At 63.0% G+C, this 20,116-nt stretch carries 20 protein-coding genes and 1 pseudogene; 16 read left to right on the forward strand and 5 right to left on the reverse strand.

Annotated features, from left to right (window positions below; translation table 11 throughout):
- Window positions 1-1,868 precede the first annotated feature (1,868 nt).
- The 5 genes and pseudogenes from AMS67_RS17490 (at window position 1,869) to AMS67_RS18055 (ending at window position 4,949) form a co-directional block, all read left to right on the forward strand.
- Window positions 1,869-2,363 (forward strand): hypothetical protein, encoded by a 495-nt coding sequence (locus AMS67_RS17490; protein ID WP_156316702.1) that lies wholly within the window; start codon window positions 1,869-1,871, stop codon window positions 2,361-2,363.
- Window positions 2,364-2,538: 175 nt separating this feature from the next.
- Complete coding sequence (locus AMS67_RS16995; protein ID WP_082305560.1) at window positions 2,539-3,126, forward strand: recombinase family protein; 588 nt, start codon at window positions 2,539-2,541, stop codon at window positions 3,124-3,126.
- A gap of 487 nt (window positions 3,127-3,613) precedes the next feature.
- Complete coding sequence (locus AMS67_RS17000) at window positions 3,614-3,961, forward strand: helix-turn-helix transcriptional regulator (protein WP_206541779.1); 348 nt, start codon at window positions 3,614-3,616, stop codon at window positions 3,959-3,961.
- Window positions 3,962-4,478: 517 nt separating this feature from the next.
- Window positions 4,479-4,598: pseudogene (locus AMS67_RS18275) on the forward strand (DNA-processing protein DprA); the annotation flags it as partial.
- A 30-nt stretch (window positions 4,599-4,628) separates the two neighbouring features.
- On the forward strand, window positions 4,629-4,949 hold the full coding sequence (locus tag AMS67_RS18055) for a DprA-like winged helix domain-containing protein (protein WP_241488129.1): 321 nt from the start codon (window positions 4,629-4,631) through the stop codon (window positions 4,947-4,949).
- A 16-nt stretch (window positions 4,950-4,965) separates the two neighbouring features.
- Here AMS67_RS18055 and AMS67_RS15610 read toward each other — a convergent pair whose 3' ends face one another.
- Window positions 4,966-5,298 carry a DUF7882 family protein gene (locus tag AMS67_RS15610; RefSeq protein ID WP_053388166.1) on the reverse strand — a complete coding sequence of 111 codons (333 nt, stop codon included), beginning with the start codon at window positions 5,296-5,298 and terminating at the stop codon, window positions 4,966-4,968.
- A 204-nt stretch (window positions 5,299-5,502) separates the two neighbouring features.
- On the opposite strand from AMS67_RS15610, the gene AMS67_RS15615 reads away from it, so the two are divergent.
- A complete protein-coding gene (locus AMS67_RS15615) occupies window positions 5,503-7,209 on the forward strand; it encodes a putative bifunctional diguanylate cyclase/phosphodiesterase (protein WP_053388167.1) in 1,707 nt (568 codons plus the stop codon).
- A gap of 87 nt (window positions 7,210-7,296) precedes the next feature.
- On the opposite strand, the gene AMS67_RS15620 is transcribed toward AMS67_RS15615, so the two are convergent.
- A complete protein-coding gene (locus AMS67_RS15620) occupies window positions 7,297-8,049 on the reverse strand; it encodes an SDR family NAD(P)-dependent oxidoreductase (RefSeq protein WP_053388168.1) in 753 nt (250 codons plus the stop codon).
- Window positions 8,050-8,232: 183 nt separating this feature from the next.
- On the opposite strand from AMS67_RS15620, the gene AMS67_RS15625 reads away from it, so the two are divergent.
- Complete coding sequence (locus tag AMS67_RS15625) at window positions 8,233-9,186, forward strand: tyrosine recombinase XerC (protein WP_053388169.1); 954 nt, start codon at window positions 8,233-8,235, stop codon at window positions 9,184-9,186.
- Between the two features lie 8 nt (window positions 9,187-9,194).
- Here the strand turns inward: AMS67_RS15625 and AMS67_RS15630 are convergent, their stop codons facing one another.
- Window positions 9,195-9,731 (reverse strand): murein hydrolase activator EnvC family protein, encoded by a 537-nt coding sequence (locus AMS67_RS15630; protein WP_075201446.1) that lies wholly within the window; start codon window positions 9,729-9,731, stop codon window positions 9,195-9,197.
- 306 nt (window positions 9,732-10,037) lie between these two features.
- Between AMS67_RS15630 and rpsB the strand changes: the two genes are divergently transcribed.
- The 8 genes from rpsB (at window position 10,038) to AMS67_RS18435 (ending at window position 15,827) form a co-directional block, all read left to right on the forward strand.
- Window positions 10,038-10,907 carry a 30S ribosomal protein S2 gene (rpsB, locus tag AMS67_RS15635; RefSeq protein WP_053353301.1) on the forward strand — a complete coding sequence of 290 codons (870 nt, stop codon included), beginning with the start codon at window positions 10,038-10,040 and terminating at the stop codon, window positions 10,905-10,907.
- Between the two features lie 40 nt (window positions 10,908-10,947).
- Window positions 10,948-11,778, forward strand: a complete 831-nt coding sequence (tsf, locus tag AMS67_RS15640) for a translation elongation factor Ts (RefSeq protein ID WP_053388171.1) — start codon at window positions 10,948-10,950, stop codon at window positions 11,776-11,778.
- A 126-nt stretch (window positions 11,779-11,904) separates the two neighbouring features.
- Window positions 11,905-12,624, forward strand: coding sequence for a UMP kinase (gene pyrH / locus AMS67_RS15645; RefSeq protein ID WP_053353299.1), 720 nt, complete (start codon window positions 11,905-11,907; stop codon window positions 12,622-12,624).
- Between the two features lie 77 nt (window positions 12,625-12,701).
- Window positions 12,702-13,256, forward strand: a complete 555-nt coding sequence (gene frr / locus AMS67_RS15650; RefSeq protein ID WP_053353298.1) for a ribosome recycling factor — start codon at window positions 12,702-12,704, stop codon at window positions 13,254-13,256.
- A 6-nt stretch (window positions 13,257-13,262) separates the two neighbouring features.
- Window positions 13,263-14,180 (forward strand): phosphatidate cytidylyltransferase, encoded by a 918-nt coding sequence (locus AMS67_RS15655; protein ID WP_053388172.1) that lies wholly within the window; start codon window positions 13,263-13,265, stop codon window positions 14,178-14,180.
- A gap of 50 nt (window positions 14,181-14,230) precedes the next feature.
- Window positions 14,231-14,785 carry a DivIVA domain-containing protein gene (locus AMS67_RS15660; protein WP_075201479.1) on the forward strand — a complete coding sequence of 185 codons (555 nt, stop codon included), beginning with the start codon at window positions 14,231-14,233 and terminating at the stop codon, window positions 14,783-14,785.
- Window positions 14,786-14,855: 70 nt separating this feature from the next.
- A complete protein-coding gene (locus tag AMS67_RS15665; RefSeq protein ID WP_053388174.1) occupies window positions 14,856-15,521 on the forward strand; it encodes an aggregation-promoting factor C-terminal-like domain-containing protein in 666 nt (221 codons plus the stop codon).
- A gap of 9 nt (window positions 15,522-15,530) precedes the next feature.
- Window positions 15,531-15,827 (forward strand): Rv1322 family protein, encoded by a 297-nt coding sequence (locus AMS67_RS18435; RefSeq protein WP_075201447.1) that lies wholly within the window; start codon window positions 15,531-15,533, stop codon window positions 15,825-15,827.
- On the opposite strand, the gene AMS67_RS15670 is transcribed toward AMS67_RS18435, so the two are convergent.
- Window positions 15,824-16,348: a ribonuclease H family protein gene (locus AMS67_RS15670; RefSeq protein ID WP_053388175.1), complete on the reverse strand. Its 525-nt coding sequence runs from the start codon at window positions 16,346-16,348 to the stop codon at window positions 15,824-15,826. The two genes, AMS67_RS18435 and AMS67_RS15670, sit on opposite strands and share 4 nt — an antisense overlap.
- Before the next feature lie 77 nt (window positions 16,349-16,425).
- Between AMS67_RS15670 and AMS67_RS15675 the strand changes: the two genes are divergently transcribed.
- Window positions 16,426-17,154 (forward strand): alpha/beta hydrolase, encoded by a 729-nt coding sequence (locus AMS67_RS15675; RefSeq protein ID WP_053388176.1) that lies wholly within the window; start codon window positions 16,426-16,428, stop codon window positions 17,152-17,154.
- A gap of 22 nt (window positions 17,155-17,176) precedes the next feature.
- Here the strand turns inward: AMS67_RS15675 and AMS67_RS15680 are convergent, their stop codons facing one another.
- Window positions 17,177-20,107, reverse strand: a complete 2,931-nt coding sequence (locus AMS67_RS15680) for a hypothetical protein (RefSeq protein WP_053388177.1) — start codon at window positions 20,105-20,107, stop codon at window positions 17,177-17,179.
- Window positions 20,108-20,116: the final 9 nt, after the last annotated feature.

Here is a 20,116-nt window from a genome sequence, read left to right on the forward strand (position 1 = left end):
TTCGTAAGTTACTAGCTTTCCTTCCGGCCGCATATGAAGGGGCAGCACCTGCGTCAGAACTCATTGGAATGGTGAGAACGGCGCGTCACATTTATAAGCGGTCCTCCGACGTGCTTCATGGTCGATCAAGCGTAGTCAACCTCCCGGACGTGGTTGTGGAAGAGTGGACTGCTTTCGTCGATGAGTTGGAAGCTTTCACGCGGACGGCAAGAACCTCCGCTCAGGTCCCCGGAAGTATTTAAGACGCAATTTGCGGTGGGGCTCAACTGAAATCAGCTTGAAGCGGCCGCTGCTTTGACAGAAGGCTATTGAATTTCCACAGCGTATGGCAATCTAAAGGTCATGAGTGACTCAAGTCGATCTCGGCGATTTGAATACGCAGTCTTTGTGCCTACTGGTGAACGAGTGAGCATCGATGATGTTTCGATAGAACAGAAGAGGGGACCCTGGCGCTGTCCCTCCGAAGAGTGCGAAGTCAGGCTTAAACATCGTCGGGGAACTCTAAGAAAGTCGCCGTCGGGTCCCTCTCCAGTGTCGGCCCACTGGTGTCAAATACGGCGCGACGATACTCATGTAGCAAGTTGCAGCACCCCCTCGGCGGCGACCAGCACGTCTTTTTTTAGTAAGAGGCTGAATCGGGCAATTCGTCTCAGTGAAACGGTTCTGCTAGGTCTCGGGCGCCACACAGAGCCTGAAGTTGGGGCAGGTGGATCATCGTACCTTGGCTCCGGAGAATCGCTCCGGTACGGGGCTACAGCAGGCACACTTCTGAAGCTTCTCGCTCTTATGGAAGAGAGAGGTGGACATGAGGGCATGCGTCAATATTTCTATCGACATGACGGGTCCGAATATGAATGGGACCAAATTGCGTACGAATCCACTGGGATTTCGTACGAACGTATTCTTGCGACGAAGCAGAAGATATTTAATCAAGGAACTTGGCCCTGGCTGGTTTGGGGGTCGGTCGGGCGAGTAACCCCAACGAGTGCTGTCGGACGTCATCAGCTTGATTTGTTTCCGCGGGACCAGGTTGATGGAGGACGTGAGAATAGAGTGACAGCGTTCTTCTCGAATACTGACCAGCACCGAGCTTTCACTGCTCAGCTAACTGTGGGGACTGAGGTTGTCGTTTTGCTCAGCAACGTTAATGTAGCGAAATTCCATGGTGTTTACGGCAATCTTGATACTGTTCAAGACATTGCGATTGTGGCCGACTAGGAGATGACCCAAACCAATTTTTAAGAGGGTAGCTCCGCTTTACTGGGTTAGGGGTAGTTGTGCTGCGCCCATGGTTCAAACCCGTAACGGCTTACTTGCTCTGCTGAATACACTTGGGGCGTTGATGGCTATTGGCCTAGACGATTTGATGTGACAATCACGGGGCGGTGGCCATTCGATTTGTAATGTCGAAATGACTTCTGAATGGGAGGCATCTCTCTGCTATGGGATCGAGTGTTCTGGCCGAAAGATCTGCGCGAAGGGGTATTTTGAATCTGCAGGTCCGCCCCAACGTGGGTAGGTGACGGAAAATGCCATTCGATCATTACGTTAGTCGAGTGCACATGCGTCAATGGGCCACTAATAACCGGGTCAGCGTTTGGCGGCGCAAATGGACATCTCCTCGATTGCTCGATATCGGGAGAAAGGTTGCCGCAGAGCAAGGCCTCAATGATCCAAGCATTGAGGCTGGCTACGGGAAGATCGAGACTGCCTTTGGGAGGGCTCTCGTCCGGCTGCTTGAACCTTCTTCGACCCCGACGGAGAGCGACTGGAAAGCGGTTCGAGAATACTCGGTCCTAGTGCACGATCGCTTCCCGGCACTGAGGGGTGAAGCGGGTACTGTAGGTGGGCTTGTCGGCGGAAACGCAATGATGGTCCCAAATCCGGCTAACTGGGGTGCTGGCTACTCTGTAGATGATCCCGCAGCGCAGTTGGCTACAGCGATGCCGCGCGAGGCGCTGAAGCAAGCGCGGCTTGACCTGCTTCCAACTTATGCAAGTTTTCTCCCACGCTTCCAGCAAGTTTTTCATGGACCTGCAATGCTGCTCGGTGATGCAGGCGTTCACGCAATTGAACTTAGTTCGGGAGATGCCAGTACACACACCATTGTTGCGATGCCTCTATCGTCAACTTCATTTATCGCCTTTGCATCTCAGCCATTGAGTCTTAGCGAGAGTGAGCAGGTCGGGAGGGCGCTCAGATTCAAGGTAGCCATGGAATCGACCGTGGTGATCGACCATGTGGAGGCGCCGCTGCTTAATACGTTGGTGTCAACGTTGTGGGAAGTGCGGCGTGCGCCCATCGGGATCGGAATACCGTATACCATGCGAATTTCTCACGGGCCCGATGCTGTTGGGGGATGAGGGATATCCAACTCATTGGCCTGAAAGGTGACGATCTCAAAAACGATGGTCTATTGAGAATGCTTTCAGGCGAGGTGCGCCATCTACCTGCGTTTACTTTTCGGGGATCAGTCGGAATCAAAAGTCGTTCGTTTGTGAGTCGCTTAAAGGTGTCGAAAATTGATAAACTTATCTCATGAGTAGCCAGGGAATTAGCGTCGGATATGTACGCGTGTCGACCACGAGCCAAGATGAGGCTCTACAGCATGAGGCCCTCGACAAGGCGGGAGTGCTGAAGCGCAACCGCTATGTAGATCACGGAGTGAGTGGCTCCCGGCATTCGCGCCCTGGGCTCGATGCCATGCTCTCTGACGTAAACACCGGCGACAAGGTAGTTGTGTACAAGCTTGACAGGCTTGGTCGCTCCACTGCTCATGTAGTGGGATTGATTCATGACCTGACGGAACGTGGTGTCTTTATTGAGTCCGTTGCAGATGGTCTAAATTCATCAACTCCGACTGGGCGTGCGATGCTGCAAATGCTTGCCATCTTCTCCGAAATGGAGCGCTCGTTCATCCAGGAGCGGACTCGGGCTGGACTTGCCGAAGCTCGCAAGGCGGGTCGAGTAGGGGGAAGGCGTGCGAAGCTTGGGGTTAGTCAGGTGAAGCAGGCGCAGGTGCTTCGAGACGCCGGTACCCCCGTGCAGGACATTTCACGCACGTTAGGGGTCTCAATCGCGACCGTGTACCGCGCGACGCGAGGCGCAAGTGCTTCTGGCATCTAGAGGGTCATGGGGCCGATAGCGCAAAGCGCGAATGCTGAGAGCAATATTCCGTTCACGGCGAGGTGTCGACGGCTTTCTTTTCTCATTAGCCCTACGCACCCGAGTACCAGTCCTGCAACTCCAAGTGTCACGGCAAGTGTGCTCCGGAGGGCGGGTGCTAGGTCGCTTAGGGCCGCGAAGCTAAAGACGGTGACAATCGCTGCCAGCACTCCAAGAATGAGGGACCACGTTGCAAATCCTGTCGTTCCCTTTTGGTTCCTGACGTTGCTGAGAGGGTCACTTGGGGCGACTGGGCCCCATTGCTTGCCGCTCCACCATTGAAGGTCATTGGATTGATTTCGGTACCAGCCCGGGGGCAAGTGATTGTTCTCTGACTTATCGGCTTGTTCTGTCGGCATCTGGTGAGTTGCCTTTCTTGAGGAGTCTCGTACGGTTCGGGTTCTCGAGAACTGGATGTGAACCGGGGCGGGGGTAAAGGACGCGGTGAATGCCGCGTCAAAATCTGCTGGCTAGCCATCTCTGCTGGCTAGCCATAACAATAGCGTGCGGCTTGGTCGATGGGGTTGGTTATGTGTCTTCTAGCCCCGTCGATGAGCCCAACTTCAATGCTTTGCGCGATCATCTAGCCTTCTTGCGGCATGAACGGGGTTGGTCGTATGACGAGCTTGCTGCGCGCTCGGGGGTAGGCCGGGCCACTCTCGTGGCTTTGGAGTCTGGAAAACCTCGCCGTTCCGAGAAGCCTGCTACGGAGGGAACGTTGCGAACTTGGTTTCGGATTGCGCAAGCCTTCGACCTTAGAATTGGTGACTTGGTCGCGCCCCTGTATACCTCGTAAGCAAATCGAAAATGTGTCCTCACAATGGGTCCCATGCTTGGATCTAGTTGCGTAGCTGGGACTCCGATCGGCGGCTCTGAAAGCGTCACGCGGTGGGGAAATCTACGCGCCTCATTCTGACGGGCCTTGAAATTGGCTCCGGGCGTGGATGACCGTGGGAGGGTGCTATCCGGCTGGGGCGTTGCACCCTCGATCCTGATTTAGTGACTCTTGAAGGGGTCGGCTAGCCCCAGGTGGACTATTCTTCGCGAGATATAGCGCTCGACGGGTCAGGTATTCGAACGCCGTCGCATCTCGGGCATTCCCACCATCGAAGCCACGTAATCATCACCTGGTTGCCGCAGTGGGGGCATTGGGGTGAGTTCGACGGAATGAGATCTTCGTTAGGGTGCTCCACCATGGACACGCTATTGCGTTCGGGGATGCAGCTGAATTCAGGTTCGCGTATGATCTGCACTTATAATTGTATTTTTGCCAACGGAACCGGTCGATTGCCGCGCTCGCCGGCGCGACACTCGTGACTGAAGCGGGAATTCGCTCGGGGTCACTGAACACAGCAGGCCATGCCGCGGAGATCGGACGCAACCTCGGAGCTGTTCCCGGACCGGTGACCAGTGCGACCTCAGCCGGATGCCACCGACTGATCCGCGAATACGGTGCGCTGCTCGTGAGCAACCCAGAAGAGCTCAGGGAATGCATCGGCGTCATTGATGCGGCGTCGCAGCTCATCGACGTTTCGCGCGGCTCACCTTCGGGGCCGGGGAGCGGCGACGAACCGTCGGATCGCCAACCCGCTCTGCACCGTCGGCTCCTCGACGCGCTTCCGCTTCACGGGCAGCGCACCGAAGACGCGGTCGCGCTCGCCGCAGGTCTTGCGCTGGGAGAATGCCGTGCGCTCCTCGCGGAACTCGAAATTCTCGGCTTCGTGCGCCGGTCTTCGGAAGACGGCGCTCACGGGCCGCGATGGCGACTGGTGCGACGCGAGTGATCTCCCGGTGCGGGAGTCAGGCCGCGAGGAGCGGGTTGCGCTGGACCCACTTCGAAGCATCCTGCTCCGACAGCACGACCAGCCCCCGAGACGTGTGAGATACGGCGAGAAGTGCTTTGATCCACTCGGGGTTCAGCTGCGGAAGCTTGCTCCCGCTGAAACGGAATGCAACCGGGGCGTATTCCGAGATCCACACCTCGTGCCGACCGCTTCCTTGATGCATCCCGAGTGACCAGCTCAGGAAAAAGCTGTCCCCTTTCGCGAGCTTCATCCCAATGACCGTCTTGAGATGCGCGAGCGTGCGATCCTCGAACTCGTATTCACGTCCACCGTGCAACATGTACCCCATACAGGAAGTATGACATAAATTAAGTAATTATGAGAGTGAAGCGTTCTGGCGTGTTTCGCCTCCGGAGAGATGTTGTCTCTCCGGGGCACCGATGCGAGAGGTTGGGGAAATGCGTCTTAGAATCGCACGGGGGAGTCGAGAGTCCATGATTGGGTTCGCTGTATCTGGGGCGTTCGTGACCTGCCGGTCGCTGGAGAGGTCGTAATGCAAGGCGACGCTGAGATGTTCCGCTTTCTCGTGGAGGCAGTGCAGGACTATTCCATCTACCTGCTCTCCACGGAGGGAGTGGTGACGAGTTGGAATACCGGCGCCGAGCGCATCAAGGGGTATCGGCCCGATGAGATCATCGGGAAGTCGTTCGAAGCGTTCTTCACCGGCGAAGATCGCGCCGATGGGCTTCCCGATCGCATCCTGAGCGAAGCGATTCGCGAGGGGCGATTCGAGACCGAGGGGTGGCGGGTGCGCAAAGACGGCTCGCGATTCTGGGCCCACGTCACGGTGAACGCGGTGCGTGATGACGCAGATACTGTCATCGGCTTCGCCAAGATCACGCGCGACGTCACGGTCGCCCGCGAAGCGTCGAACGCGCTGCGGCGGGCTGCGTCCACTGATCCACTCACCGGTATGTGGAACCGATCGGCTTTCCTTGCGGAGCTCACGCGCTGGGCGGGCGACTCCGCACCATTCGCGGTGAGCATTATCGATCTCAACGGATTCAAGCAGATCAACGACACGCTCGGTCACGCGACCGGAGACGAGTTGCTCCGCGCGACGGCCGACAATTTGCACCGCCGGACGCATCTGGGCATCGTGACGGCCCGGCTGGGCGGCGACGAGTTCGCTGCCGCGGCGCTTGCACCGGACGAACAGGCGGTCGAGGAATTCGCGCAAGGAGTCAGTGCGGCCATGCGGGAGCCGGTGCGCTTCGACGGGAGAACCCGGGTGATTCCGGCAAGCATCGGTATTGCGCGCTTCCCACGAGACGCGAGCGACATCTCTGAACTGCTCGTGCGCGCGGACGCGGCCATGTACGACGCCAAAGAGCGCAGTGACGATCGAGCGATGCTCTACCGTGACGGGTTGCTCGAACATTCGGCATCGCGCCGCTTCCTCGGCAGGCAAATACTCGGTGCCATCGCGCGTGGAGAATTCACGCTGCAGTACCAGCCGCAATCGTCGCTCAAGGATGAGGCCGTGGTGGGCTGGGAAGCGTTGATTCGCTGGGAGCATCCGATCCTGGGGTTGCTCAATCCCGGAGAGTTCATTCCGCTCGCCGAGGCGAACGGAACGATCGTGCAACTCGGCGAATGGGTGGTGAGACGCGCCTGCCGAGATGCTGCGCGATGGCGCGATGACGCGCGGGTGGCGGTGAACGTCTCGGCGTCGCAGCTGACGGATCGCACGTTCGTCGACGTGGTCACGCGTGCGCTTGCCGAGAGCGGCTTGGAGCCGCGCAATCTGGAGCTCGAGATCACCGAATCGACGATGATCTCGCACCGTCGCGAAGTCATCGAGACGTTCGCCGAATTGCAGCAGTTGGGCGTGCTCATTGCGCTGGACGACTTCGGCACCGGTTTCTCTTCGCTCGATACGCTGCTTTCGTTCGGTTTCGACCGGGTCAAGATCGATCGGTCAGTGCTGTACGAAAGCCTGCAGCCGTCCCGCACCCGCGACGTGCTGCGCGCAATTCTGGCTCTGGGGCATGCACTGACCGCGACCGTTCTGGTGGAGGGTGTCGAGACGGAGCAGCAGCGGGAGATACTGCGACACGAAGGCTTCGACGAGATTCAAGGCTTTCTCACGGGGCGGCCCGGCGCCGGCCCCGTGGCGGTCTCGCGGGAGCTCCCCGGGCATTCCGGGGGTGCGGGAGCGGGCTCGACGACTGAACCGATTCTCCTGCCCCTCCTCTGAGCGATTCGATCGATACGGGTTCGCGGCACTGGCGGGCGATCACGGGCGCCTCTCGGAGATCGCCCGCCAGCGCATCGGCGAGGTCGCTCAGTGAGCGGAGTAGCCACCGTCGACGAGGTGGTAGCTGCCCGAGATGAACGAAGCGTCGTCGCTCAGCAGGAACAGGGTCAACGCGGCGACCTCACGGTCGGTTCCGAGCCGCTTCGTGGCGTGCTCCGCCTCCAGTGCGGTGAGGGCTTCGGGTGAGAGAGATGCGCGCACCAGCGGCGTATCGATGAACCCGGGGCCGACGGCGTTCGTGCGCACACCCTGCTCCGAGTACTCCAGCGCCGCCACCTTGGTGAGACCGATGAGTGCGTGCTTGCTGGCGACATAGGCCGCATTCTGGGCGATGCCGACCGAGCCCAGCACGGATGCCATGTTTACCACAGCGCCCCCTCCCGCCGCGACGATCGCGGGCAACTGGAACCGCAGGCCGTAGAACACCCCATCGAGGTCGACCGCGCGCACTCGATCCCAGGCGTCGATGTCGTACTCGCCGATGTTCGCGGGAGCCGCGCCGATGCCGGCGTTGTTGACGGCAAGGTGCAATGCGCCGTACGTCTCTTGAGCGAATCGGACCGCCGCCTCTGAGTCTTCCCACTTCGCAGTGTTCTGGGCGAAGGCCGCAGCCGTGCCGCCGGCCGCGACGATCTCATCGACGACCGTCTGAGCGGACTCGAGCTTGATATCGGTGACCACCACGGAAGCGCCTTCGCGAGCGAGCTCGCGAGAGATCTCTGCACCGATTCCGCTGCCGCCACCGGTGACGATCGCGACCCGATTCTCGAACTTGGACATGTACGACCTGCTTTCCTGTCTGCTTTCGGTGCGATTCCGCATCGACGGGTTATATGCCCGCGCATATATGCAACGACGCAGGGCTGCGGAATATTTCCCCATTCGGAATCTTTCGCTCCGATCGGGCAGGGGTGTTTCGTGGGGTGTTCGCACTCAGGCGTCGCTTGGCGCGAGAATATGGATATGAGCGCGTCTGAATCGATTGCCGCCGCTGTCGGGGGCTTTCTCGATGCCGTGCGCCTCGAATACGGCTACTCGGAGCACACGATTCGTGCGTACCGACGCGATCTCGACGCGTTCGTGGCCTTCGCCGACGCGCACCATGCGAGCACGCTTTCGGAGTGCGATATCGAGCTGATGCGTGCCTGGCTGTGGGATCGCCAGCAGAGGGGACTCGCGTCGGCGACTCTGGCGAGAAACGTGGCGACGCTCAAATCATTCGGCACCTGGCTCGAGCGTGCGCGCTTGGTTCCGGGTAATCCCGCGTCACGACTCCGGGCCCCGAAAGCGCCGAGAAACCTTCCCCGGGTGCTGACCGACGTACGCGTGGAACGGCTCATCGATCGTGTCGCGCAACGAAGCGATGCGGAGCACCCTGAAGCGATGCGCGATCTTGCCGTATTGGAGCTGCTTTACGCCTCTGCGCTGCGGGTCTCCGAGCTGTGCGTGCTCGTGCTCGACGGTGTCGACCTGCGTGAGCGAACGGTGCGGGTCATCGGCAAGGGCAACAAGGAGCGCGTGGTGCCGTTCGGGGCACCCGCAGCTCGGGCACTCGACGTCTACCTCCGCACCGGGCGACCCCAGCTCGCCTCACGTGCCGCGGCGAGTGGAGCTGCCGTGGCATCAGTGCGCGCGATTTCCGACGCGGTCTTCCTCGGGAATCGGGGCGCCGCGATGTCGAGCAACACGGTGTACCGCATGGTTGCCCGGGAGCTCGAGTCGGAGCCCGGAAGCGGGCCGCGTGGCCCGCACACGCTGCGGCACTCGGCGGCCACGCATCTCTTGAATGGTGGAGCCGACCTGCGCGTGGTGCAGGAGATGCTCGGGCACTCCAGTCTCGCGAGCACACAGGTTTACACGCATGTGTCGACCGAGCGGCTCGCCCAGACGTACCGGCAGGCGCATCCGCGCGCCTAAGGAGGCGATCACCAGGGGAGCAGTACCGGGCGATCGAAGAAATATCTGGCAGGGTCGACGTATATGTCGTCGACCCTGACCCCGATATGCACGCACTCCGCATCGCAGTGCCCGCCTCCGCTCACGGTGCCGAGGAGCGCGCCGAGCCCGACGGTGTCGCCGACGCTGAGGGCAGCGACGATTGGCTCGATGGAGTACCGCGTGGAGTGATCCACCCGTACTGTGATGACACCCCGATCGACCACTGTGCCTGCGTATGCGACGGTGCCGGGCGCGGGGGCTCTGACCTCCGATCCCGGATCCGCGCTGAGATCGACGCCGCGGTGCCCCGGCCCATAGTCGTGCTCCGGTGCGCGAAACGGGGCCGCTATCTCCATGGGGATACCGAGCGGAGGGATCCAGCGGGGCACCGCGCTCTCGGCAGATGCGCCGTTCGCGGATGTCGATGCGCCGGTCACCGAGTATGCGGTGACGCCGATGATTGCGATGCACATGATGAGGCGGGCGGCTCTGGCGGGCCGATGCGTGCGTGCCGGGGGAGTCATGACGACAGTCTGTCCGGGGGCGAGACCAGCGGTGGGTGCTCGCGCGGGAATCTGTGGAGCAATCGCGATCGTGCCCGGAATCGCCGGGGTGTGGGCGAGTGATGGACGGCGTGGGCTGGTGTATGCTGGTTCAGCACCTTGTCAGAGGTGACTTCGCGTGCCCACGCATCGGAGAGACGTCACCGGTCCTCGCTCATCACGAGTGGGGCGGCGGATCCCGAGGGCACCAGGATCGGGCCGCATTCCGCGGCCGATGATAACCGCAATGGGTGCGTCCATATGGGCGCCCAGAACAGGAGGACGGCAATGGCCGTCGTTACCATGCGCCAGCTGCTCGACAGCGGCGTCCACTTCGGACACCAGACTCGTCGCTGGAACCCGAAGATGAAGCGCTTCATCTTCACCGAGCGCTCGGGCATTTACATCATCGATCTGCAGCAGTCGCTCGGCTACATCGACGCCGCATACGACTTCGTGAAGCAGACCGTTGCCCGTGGCGGCAACATCCTCTTCGTCGGCACGAAGAAGCAGGCTCAGGAGGCCATCTCCGAGCAGGCCACTCGCGTGAACCAGCCCTACGTGAACCAGCGCTGGCTCGGCGGCCTCCTCACGAACTTCCAGACCGTCACCGGTCGTCTGGAGCGCATGAAGGAGCTCGAGCAGCTCGACTTCGAGGGCACCACCAGCGGCTTCACGAAGAAGGAGCTCCTTCTCAAGAAGCGCGAGCTCGAGAAGCTGCAGAAGTCGCTCGGTGGCATCCGCAACATGGGCAAGACCCCCTCGGCGCTCTGGGTGGTCGACACCAAGAAGGAGCACCTCGCAATCGACGAGGCGAAGAAGCTCGGCATCCCCGTGATCGCGATCCTCGACACCAACTGCGACCCCGACGAGGTCACCTACCCGATCCCGGGCAACGATGACGCGATCCGCTCGGTCGCCCTGCTCACCCGTGTGATCGCCGATGCTGCTGCTGAGGGCCTCATGGAGCGCCACCAGAAGCCTGCCGAAGGCGCTGAGCAGGCCGCTGAGCCGCTCGCCGAGTGGGAGGTCGAGCTGCTGAATGCTGACGCTCCGGCAGCTGCTGAGGCTCCCGCCGAAGAGGCACCCGCTGCTGAGGCTCCCGCCGCGGAAGAGGCTCCGGCCGAGGCCGCTGCCGAGACCCCGGCCGCCGAATAATCTCTGACCGTTCACCGAACGACCACTGAAGGAGTCACACATGGCTGCAGTAAGCATGGCCGCTGTGAAGGAGCTGCGCGAACGCCTCGGCGCCGGCATGCTCGACAGCAAGAACGCACTCGTCGAGGCTGAGGGCGACATCGAGAAGGCCATTGAGATTCTGCGTCTCAAGGGTCTGAAGGGCGTCGCCAAGCGCGGCGACCGCGAGGCGACTGAGGGTCTGGTTGCCGTGCGCCAGGCCGAGGGTTCTGCCACGATGATCGAGCTCGCTTGCGAGACCGACTTCGTTGCGAAGAACGAGAAGTTCATCGCCCTCGCCGACCGCGTGCTCGACGCCATCGTCGCGGCGCAGGCAGGCACCGTCGAGGAGGCCCTCGCGGCACCCCTCGACGGCAAGACCGTCGCTGACGTCGTCACCGATGAGGCCGCCATCATCGGCGAGCGCATCGAGATCCGGAAGGTCTCGCGCGTCGAGGCCCCCGCGACCTCGGTCTACCTGCACCAGACCTCGAAGGATCTGCCGCCGCAGATCGGCGTGGTCGTGGGCTACGAGGGCGACGACGCCGAGGCTGCGCTCAGCATCGCCCGTCACATCTCGTTCGCGGATCCGGTGTACCTGAACCGTGAGGACGTGCCCGAGGCCGACGTCGAGAAGGAGCGTGCAATCGTCACCGAGATCTCGAAGAACGAGGGCAAGCCCGAAGCGGCACTGCCCAAGATCGTCGAGGGTCGTCTGACCGCGTACTTCAAGCAGGTCGCGCTCAACGAGCAGGTTCACGCTCTCGACGCAGACAAGCGCGAGGTCAAGAAGGTTGCTGAAGCCGCTGGCATCACCGTGACCGGCTTCGCTCGCAGCAAGGTCGGCGCCTAGCCACTGACACCGGGACCCGGGCCGAATGGCCCGGGTCCCGTGCTGTGTCCGCACTATTATGGCCTCGGGTACATACGGGGCCCACCGGCGCCCGCGCCGCAGAGATCGACTCAAGGAGAACCCCACATGACGAAGACCGCCGATCGCAAGCGCCGAGTTCTGCTCAAGCTCTCGGGAGAAGCCTTCGGCGGGGGCACGTTGGGAGTGAATCCCGACGTCGTCAGTCAGATCGCCCGCGAGATCGCCGCAGCACTGAACGATGCCGAGGTTGCCGTCGTCGTGGGCGGCGGAAACTTCTTCCGAGGTGCAGAGCTCTCGCAGCGCGGCATGGACCGTGCTCGGGCCGACTACATGGGCATGCTCGGCACGGTCATGAACGCGCTGGCGCTCCAAGACTTCCTGGAGCAGGCGGGTGTCGAAACCCGCGTGCAGTCCGCGATCACCATGACGCAGGTTGCAGAAACGTACATTCCTCTTCGCGCGGTGCGCCACCTTGAGAAGGGACGCGTCGTCATTTTCGGCGCGGGTGCGGGCCTGCCGTACTTCTCGACGGATACGGTAGCTGCGCAGCGCGCACTCGAGATCGAAGCCGACGAGGTGCTCGTCGCGAAGAACGGCGTCGACGGGGTGTACACCGCTGATCCCCGTCACGACCCTGAAGCCACCCTCATCGAGAAGATCACTTACAACGATGCACTCGTGCGCGGGCTGAAGGTTGTCGACTCGACCTCGTTCAGTCTCTGCATGGACAACGGCATGCCCATGCGCGTCTTCGGCATGGAGCCCGCCGGCAACGTCACCGCTGCGGTTCGCGGTGAGACCCTCGGCACCCTCGTTCACGCCTGACCTGCGAGCGGGCGGGTGGGCCGCGGAGCCGTGCCCACTAAGCTGGAACAACGAGCGAAATCACTAAGGAGTACACCGTGATCGATGAAGTCTTCGCCGACGTCAAGGAGCGCATGACCCGTGCGGTCGAAGCCGCGAAGGAGAGCTTCGCTACGGTTCGTACCGGCCGTGCGAACCCATCGCTGTTGCAGAACTTGCAGGTCAACTACTACGGCACGCCGACCCCGCTGCCCCAACTGGCATCAGTGCAGAATCAGGATGCGCGCAGCCTGCTGATCACCCCGTACGACAAGGGTGCCCTCAAGGACATCGAGCAGGCGATCCGTGACATGCCGAACCTCGGTGCGAACCCGTCGAACGACGGCACGGTCATCCGTGTGTCACTGCCCGAACTCACCGCGGAACGCCGCAAGGAGTTCGTCAAGATCGTGAAGGGTAAGGCGGAAGACGCTCGTGTGGCGATCCGCAACGTGCGTCGCTCGGGCAAGGACGATTTCGACGCGCTCAAGAGCGAGGTCGGTGAAGACGAGATCTCGCGTGCCGAGAAGGAGCTCGAGGCCGTGACGAAGCAGTTCATCGACCAGATCGATGATGCGCTCAAGCGCAAAGAGGCCGAGCTGCTGGAGGTCTGATCGCGCATGGCCGGCTCGGAGAAGCGAGATGAGCTGCGCACGGCGATCGAATCGACGCGTGCGCAGCTCGAAGCGACCAATGCGCGCATCGAGGCGCGCGCGGGCCGCAATCTCGTCTTCGCCATCGGGTCGGGTGTCGTCTTCGGAGGCGTCTTCCTGGCGAGCCTGCTTCTGGTCAAGCAGATCTTCGTCGTGCTGGTCGCTGCCCTGGTCGCCATTGCACTCGTCGAACTCGCGTCGGCGTTTCGGGTCGCGGGCCGGCGCGTGCCGCGCATCGGGGTGGTCGTCGGCGGGCTCGTCGTCGTCGGTGGTGCGGCGTTCTGGGGGGCCCAGGGCATGCTGCTCGGCTTGTTCGCCGGGTCTCTCGTGCTCATCGTCTGGCGACTGGTCGAAGGCTTGGTGCCGGCTTGGGAGGCGCCTCCGAAGACGGTCGTCCGCGATGTGTTCTCGGGGCTTTTCACGATCGTGTATGTGGCGTTTCTTGCCTCGTTCGCGGTACTGCTGGTCGCTGCGGAGCACGGCGAATGGTGGGTCTTCGCGCTCGTGCTGGTCGTCGTATCCGTCGATGTCGGCGCCTATGCCGCCGGGGTGTCGTTCGGAAAGCATAAGATGACGCCGCGCATCAGCCCGAACAAGACTTGGGAGGGGTTCGCTGGAGCCGCAGCCGTCGCGGCGGGAACCGGTGTGCTGGTCTCCGTGTTCGCGTTGCACCAACCCTGGTGGGTCGGCGTCATCATCGGCGTGGTAGTGCTCTTCACGGCCACCGGTGGCGACCTCACCGAGTCCCTGATCAAACGAAACCTGGGTGTGAAAGACATGAGTTCTTGGATTCCGGGCCACGGTGGCTTTTTGGATCGCCTGGATTCGCTGCTGCCCTCTGCCGTCGGCGTCTACGGTGTCGCGCTCATTCTGGGGGTGGTCTGATGGCCCGCCGTTCACAGGGATCAGCCGATCAGACCGTGCAGACTGGACGGGTGCATACCTCGTTTCCCCTCGCCACCGGAACCCAGCTCGGGTATCAGCAGGAGCAGGTCGATCAGTTCCTGTCGTCTGCACGCAGCGCTTACGAGGCCGCGGCAGGGTCCGCGGAAGCCATGACCTCTGAGTCGGTTCGTCGCACAGCGTTTCCGGTGAAGCGGGGAGGGTACGCGGCTCGCTACGTCGATGCGGCCATGGACCGACTCGAAGAAGTCTTCTACGAACGCGAGCGTCGCGCGCGTGTGCGCGCTGCAGGTGAAGACGCCTGGTGGGATGAGACGCGCCAGCTGCTCTCTGAAGTTCGGGGGCGGATCCACCGGCCCCGAGGCAAGCGATTCCGTCGCCGTGGCCTCTTCGCCACCGGCTACCGCCGCTCGCAGGTCGATGCGTTCCTCGATCGGGTTTCGGAGATGTTCGAGCGCCGTGAACTCGGCTTGAAGCCGGCGGAAGTGCGTGATGTGGTGTTTCATTCTCAGTGGCGCGGGTACGACGAAGAACAGGTCGACGCGCTGCTCGACGGAGTCGTCGAGTTGATCCTGGCGACGCGATGAGGCGAGCGCCCTCAGGCGCCGTGAAGCGTCGCTTGTCGGCTCGGCTTCGCTGAGATACAATCGTTATATTGTGTCTGCACTGAATCGAAATCCCCTCTCGCGATGGACCCGCCTGCGCGCTCCGGTCGCCGGCCTCGCTGTCGCCGGATTCTTGGGAGCGGCCGTGGTTGCTCCGTTCGCAATGCCCAGCGCGCCGGCTGATGCTGAGGCGATGGCCTTCCAGCAGCGGATCCATCAGGAATTCACCCCGAATACGTCGGAAGACGCTGACCTCGTGTACACGAATGTCGGAGTCGTCGAACTTCCCGACCCTGAAGAAGTGCGCAAGAAGCAGGAAGCCGAAGCAGCGGCGAAAGCAGCAGAGAAAGCCGCAGCAGAGAAGGCCGCAGGAACTGCGGACTCTGAACAATCGGCAGGGGCCTCCGAGAGCGCCGGTGCGCCACCCAAATACACGGGTGGCGGGTCGATGGCTGAGTGGATGGCTGCAGCGGGAATCGCTGAAGCCGACTGGTCGTATGTCGTGTATATCGCTGAGCGCGAGAGCAGCCTGAACCCGAACGCGACGAACGCGAGTTCGGGGGCATGCGGGCTCATTCAGGCGTTGCCGTGCAGCAAGGTTCCGGGCAACGGGTACGACCCCGTTGACAACCTCACCTGGGCCAATGGGTACGCGGTGGGACGGTACGGAAGCTGGAGCGCCGCATACAGCTTCTGGACGGCAAACCACTGGTGGTGATCGGTCGCCATGGCGAAGAGCCGTCGACCGAATAAGTACCAGCGTGCCGCTCTGCAACCGGTGAGTGATGTCTCACGTCTCGCACATGGAGGCGCGCGTCGCGAATCCCGCTCCGGTGCTGAATGGTTCGTGCGTGATATTCCGTCGCATCGTGCGGAGAAAGCGTATCGGTGCCCGGCCTGCGGTACTGATGTGCCCCCAGGCCAGGCTCATATTGTGGCGTGGCGTGCCGATGATATCTTTGGCGACGAATCGGCAGTCCGCGATCGACGGCACTACCACGCACACTGCTGGCGTCTGCGCTAGAAGAGTGTAGGGGGAGCCTCGACCGGGGCGACGTCGACATTGCGAATCGGAGCCGCGCCCGCGAATCCGGGGCCGTGATCGGGCTGCTTTCCGGCTTGAAACGCGGTGGCTGCAGCACGGGCGCGCTGATCCGCCGCTTCATTGAGCTCGTGGCCGGCGTGCCCCTTCACCCATTCGAACGACACGGATCGCCCGGTGAGCGCGGCATCGAGTTGCTCGAGGAGCTCTCGGTTGAGCACAGGCTTGCCATCGGCCTTACGCCATCCCCGTCGCTTCCAGCCGGGCATCCATTGCGTGACCGAGTTGATGACGTACTGACTGTCGCACAGCACATGGAGCGCTTCATCGCTGCGCTCTGCCGTGGCATTGAGTAGATCGAGCACCGCCATCAGTTCACCCTGATTATTGGTGGCACGTGGCCATCCGCCCGCACGCCACTGGTCGCCGTTGATGACCCACGCCCACCCTGCGGGGCCGGGGTTGCCGAGTGCGGATCCGTCTGCTGCTGCGGTGATGGTCATGATCTCAATCCTGCCAGAGTGCAGCTTCGCGGCGAGCTAGGCTGGAGCAGTTCGGCCGCGATGACAGGGAGACACTGATGATCGAGATTTCCAGTAATACGGTGCTGCGCGCGCGTCGAGAAGACATCGAGTTGCACACGGCGGATGGTTTGACGCTGTACGGTGAGTTGGCGCTTCCGGCCGACCGCGAGCCTCTGGCGACGCTCGTCACGCTGCACCCGCTGCCGACTGCCGGGGGATTCATGGAATCCCACGTTTTGCGCAAAGCGGCGAACCGGCTCCCCGAACTCGCGGATCTCGCGGTCCTGCGGTTCAACACGCGAGGCACATCATCCCCGCGAGGTACCAGCGAGGGGGCGTTCAGTGAGGGTATCGAGGAACGGTTCGACGTCGCCGCAGCCATGGATCTGGTGCAGTCGCGTGGACTTCCGCACCCCTGGCTGGTGGGCTGGTCGTTCGGCACTGAGCTGACCCTGAAGTATGGGCTCGAGCATGACATCGACGGTGCGATTCTGCTGTCACCCCCGTTGCATCGCGCGACATCGGCGGAGGTCGCGGCGTGGCAACCGGCGGCTCCCGAACTCGTCGCGCTCATTCCCGAATTTGACGACTATCTGCGACCTGAGGAGGCGTCGCAGCGATTCGCCTCAGTTCCTCGCATGCGTCTCGTCAATGTCGAGGGCGGCAAACACTTGTGGGTGGGGGAGAAGCAGACGCGACGCGTGCTCGACGAGATCGTCGCAGCGGTCGGGACCGCGTCGACACCGCTGCCGGGCGAAGTCACGGAGGATCGCCTGCAGCGGTGATCGCCGCGACTCCGTCCGTCAGTCACCCCTGAGGCGTTGCGTCGCCGGCTTGCGCGTTGCCCGCGGCCTCGGAAGCGTTCGCCGCCGCGTCCTCCTGCTGGAGCGACTCGGCAACCGGCTGCTCGACGAGCCGGCCCGCGACCGTACTCATCTTCTGTGCGTTCGTGATGACCTCGCCGAGGCTCTCGAAGTAGCGGGCAACGGCACCGCGCTCGACCTTCAGTTGCGTCATGCGGTCTTCTGCGGCCGCGAGCACCTTCGTCGCGCGATCTTCCGCGGAAGCGAAGGTGGTCTGCGCGCGCCGTTCGGCCTCGAGCACAATGTCCGCGGCTTGACGCTCGGCCGATGCGCGCACCTGGCGTGCGTCTTGCGTCGCGTCGGCACTGAGCCGCTCGTACTCCTCGCGAGCAGCGTCGAGCTGCATGCGGAGCTCGGCGAGTTCGGCGCGAGTCGCATCGAGCTCGCGCTGCGCGGTCTCGGCGGCGGCGCGCTGGCGTTCGGCGAGGTCGTGCTCGACCGACTTGCGCTGTTCAGCCGTCGACGTCGCGAATGCAGCGCTCTCGGTCTCGATCCGCTCGGTCATCTGGCGCACGGCGTCTTCGGCATCGGCTCGCAACTGTGCGAGGCTCGTCTCTTCGGCGTGGCGGTGCTCCGCGAGCTCCGCCAGCGTCTCGACGCGCAGCAGATCGGTTTCCTCGGTGACCGATGCGCGGAGTGCGGCTGCATCGCGCTCGCTCGCCGCGGTGCGCTCATCGCGCTCGCGTGCGAGATCGGCGGCGTGCTGTTCGGCGGCAGCGGCGAGCATGCGCTCGTGCTCTGCGCGTTCCCGCTGCAGGTCGTCATCGAGCTTCGCGCGATCTCGCTCAATGCGCAGCTCCAGCGACTCTCGCTCGATGCCGAGTGCCGACGCTGCCTCATCACGGGTGATGCGAAGCCGCTCGTCCGCCGCTGAGGATTCATCGGCGATGCGCTGTTCGTGCTCGTGGCGCGCTGCCGAGAGCCGTTCGGCGTGCACGGTGCTTTCATCAGAGATCCGTGCCGCGTGATCGGCTTCCGCGCGTTCGTGCTCGCGCTGCTGCGCGGCGCGAGCATCGGCGACGCTGCGCTCATGAGCGGCGAGCTCATCGGCGATGCGATTGCGGTGTTCGTCCCACTCCGAAATCAATCGGTCCTGATGTTCCGCCAGGTCCGTTCCGAGTTTCTCAGCGTGAGTCGCGAGTTCTGAGGCGATACGCGCCTCGTGCGCCTCCGTAGCGGAGGCGAGCTCGCGATCGAGCTGGTCGCGCTGGTCGGTCTGCTCGGTGGCCCACGCCTCGCGCTCTGCGGTGATCTGCGACTCGTGCGTCTGACGCTCATCGGTGAGTGCCGCGTCGTGATCGGCGCGTTCACGGCTGATGGCGTGTTCATGCGCACGCCGTTCTTCGGCGATCGCTGACTCGTGCGTTGAGCGTTCCGCAGTGAGGGTGGTCTCGTGCGCCTCGCGCTCCTCCGTGAGAGCGGTTTCGTGGGCTTCGCGCTCTTGCGCGATGCGTGAGACATGCGCTGCCAACTCGTCGGAGAGTCGTACCTCCTGGCGATCCTGCTCATCACGCAAACGAGCCTCGTGCGACACGCGCTCGGCCCCGATTGCGGTGTCGTGCTCGTCGCGCTCTCGCGCGATCAGTGTGCGATGCTGCGCGAGCTCTTCCGCGAGCGCGGCGTCTTGCGTGTCGCGCTGCTGGGTGAGTGCGTCGTGGTGGGCCGCAGCTTCGTGTTCGATCGCGGATTCGTGCGCGCTGCGCTGATCCGCGAGGTCGGCGGTGAGGCGCGTCGATGCGGCTTCGCGATCTTCTGACGCGATGCTGTCGGCGCGTTCCCGCTCGCGCTGGGCTTGTGCGGCGAGCGTGCCGAGCTCCTCGGAGAGCGCAGCGCGCTCGCGTTCGATCGCGGCCTCGTGCTCGGCGCGCTCCTGCGCGATGCGATCAGTGTGCGCCTGCACTTCGGTGGCGATGCGCCGCGTGTGCTCGCTCCGCTCCTGCGCGATCGCAGTGTCGTGCTCGGTGCGCTCCTGCGCGATGCGGCCGCGCAGGGTCTCCTCTTCAGCGGTGAGGGCGCGTCGACGTCCGTCGAAGTCTGCTTCGAGCGCGCGCTGCTGCTCGGTGAATCGCTCCTCAAGTTCCGCTTCCTCGCGTTGGCGACGTGCATCGAACTCTGCGCGGGCCCGCTCACCGTCTTGCACGAGGCGGGAGCGCTCGAGCTCTGCCTCGCGTTCGCTCTCTGCTCGCTGGCGGGTGAACGACTCTGCCTGAGTTTCAGTCTGGGTTCGCAGTTCGAGCGCCGCTGCCTGTGCCTCAGACATCAGTCGGTCAGCCTCGGCTTGCGCGGCCGCGATGGCGGCCTGCGTCTCGCGGTGTGCGGTCTCGCGTGCCGAGACGGTCTCGCGATCGACTGCGGCACGCGTGAGCTCTGCCTCGCGCCGGGCTTCGTCGAGCAGACGCGCACGCTCGGTCTCGGCTGCTGCGCTCTGCGTGGCGACGTCGTTGCGTGCTCCGGTCAAGATGATCTCGGCCTGCTCGGAAGCCGATGTCATCTGCTCGTCGGCCCGCTGCTGCGCCTGCGTCAGCACCCGCTGCGCTTCGGCCTCCGAATCACGGCGCAGTTTCTCGGCATCGAGGTCGGCCTGCGCCATGAGTCGCTGCGCGTGATCTTCGGCGACCTGCAGGCTTTTCTCGACGCGAAGCCCGAGACCCGAATAGCCCGAGGCACCGAGTTCTGCAACCTGCTCCTGGAGGTCCGAGATGAGCTGCCGCTGCTGCTCGCCGGTGTGCGATACCTGCTGGTGTGCGGTCTGCAGGGCCTCGATGTGCGCCTGTAGCGTCGAGATATGGCCGGTCAGTGCGCCGACGCGTTCGTCGACCTCGTCGCGGTTGTATCCGCGAAACGCAGGGGTGAAAGGCTGGGCTGGTTCGGACACGGGCCCTCC

Origin of the sequence: Leucobacter japonicus (assembly GCF_001273855.1) — a bacterium.
In the GTDB taxonomy this organism is placed as follows: domain Bacteria; phylum Actinomycetota; class Actinomycetes; order Actinomycetales; family Microbacteriaceae; genus Leucobacter; species Leucobacter japonicus.

Bases quoted from the DNA above. Each gene is read 5' to 3' on its own strand.
- AMS67_RS17490 (WP_156316702.1), top strand. From the start codon at position 1,869: ATGATGGTCCCAAATCCGGCTAACTGGGGTGCTGGCTACTCTGTAGAT.
- AMS67_RS16995 (WP_082305560.1), top strand. From the start codon at position 2,539: ATGAGTAGCCAGGGAATTAGCGTCGGATATGTACGCGTGTCGACCACG.
- AMS67_RS17000 (WP_206541779.1), top strand. From the start codon at position 3,614: ATGCCGCGTCAAAATCTGCTGGCTAGCCATCTCTGCTGGCTAGCCATA.
- AMS67_RS15610 (WP_053388166.1), bottom strand. From the start codon at position 5,298: ATGGGGTACATGTTGCACGGTGGACGTGAATACGAGTTCGAGGATCGC.
- AMS67_RS15615 (WP_053388167.1), top strand. From the start codon at position 5,503: ATGCAAGGCGACGCTGAGATGTTCCGCTTTCTCGTGGAGGCAGTGCAG.
- AMS67_RS15620 (WP_053388168.1), bottom strand. From the start codon at position 8,049: ATGTCCAAGTTCGAGAATCGGGTCGCGATCGTCACCGGTGGCGGCAGC.
- AMS67_RS15625 (WP_053388169.1), top strand. From the start codon at position 8,233: ATGAGCGCGTCTGAATCGATTGCCGCCGCTGTCGGGGGCTTTCTCGAT.
- AMS67_RS15630 (WP_075201446.1), bottom strand. From the start codon at position 9,731: ATGACTCCCCCGGCACGCACGCATCGGCCCGCCAGAGCCGCCCGCCTC.
- rpsB (WP_053353301.1), top strand. From the start codon at position 10,038: ATGGCCGTCGTTACCATGCGCCAGCTGCTCGACAGCGGCGTCCACTTC.
- tsf (WP_053388171.1), top strand. From the start codon at position 10,948: ATGGCTGCAGTAAGCATGGCCGCTGTGAAGGAGCTGCGCGAACGCCTC.
- pyrH (WP_053353299.1), top strand. From the start codon at position 11,905: ATGACGAAGACCGCCGATCGCAAGCGCCGAGTTCTGCTCAAGCTCTCG.
- AMS67_RS15655 (WP_053388172.1), top strand. From the start codon at position 13,263: ATGGCCGGCTCGGAGAAGCGAGATGAGCTGCGCACGGCGATCGAATCG.
- AMS67_RS18435 (WP_075201447.1), top strand. From the start codon at position 15,531: ATGGCGAAGAGCCGTCGACCGAATAAGTACCAGCGTGCCGCTCTGCAA.
- AMS67_RS15670 (WP_053388175.1), bottom strand. From the start codon at position 16,348: ATGACCATCACCGCAGCAGCAGACGGATCCGCACTCGGCAACCCCGGC.
- AMS67_RS15675 (WP_053388176.1), top strand. From the start codon at position 16,426: ATGATCGAGATTTCCAGTAATACGGTGCTGCGCGCGCGTCGAGAAGAC.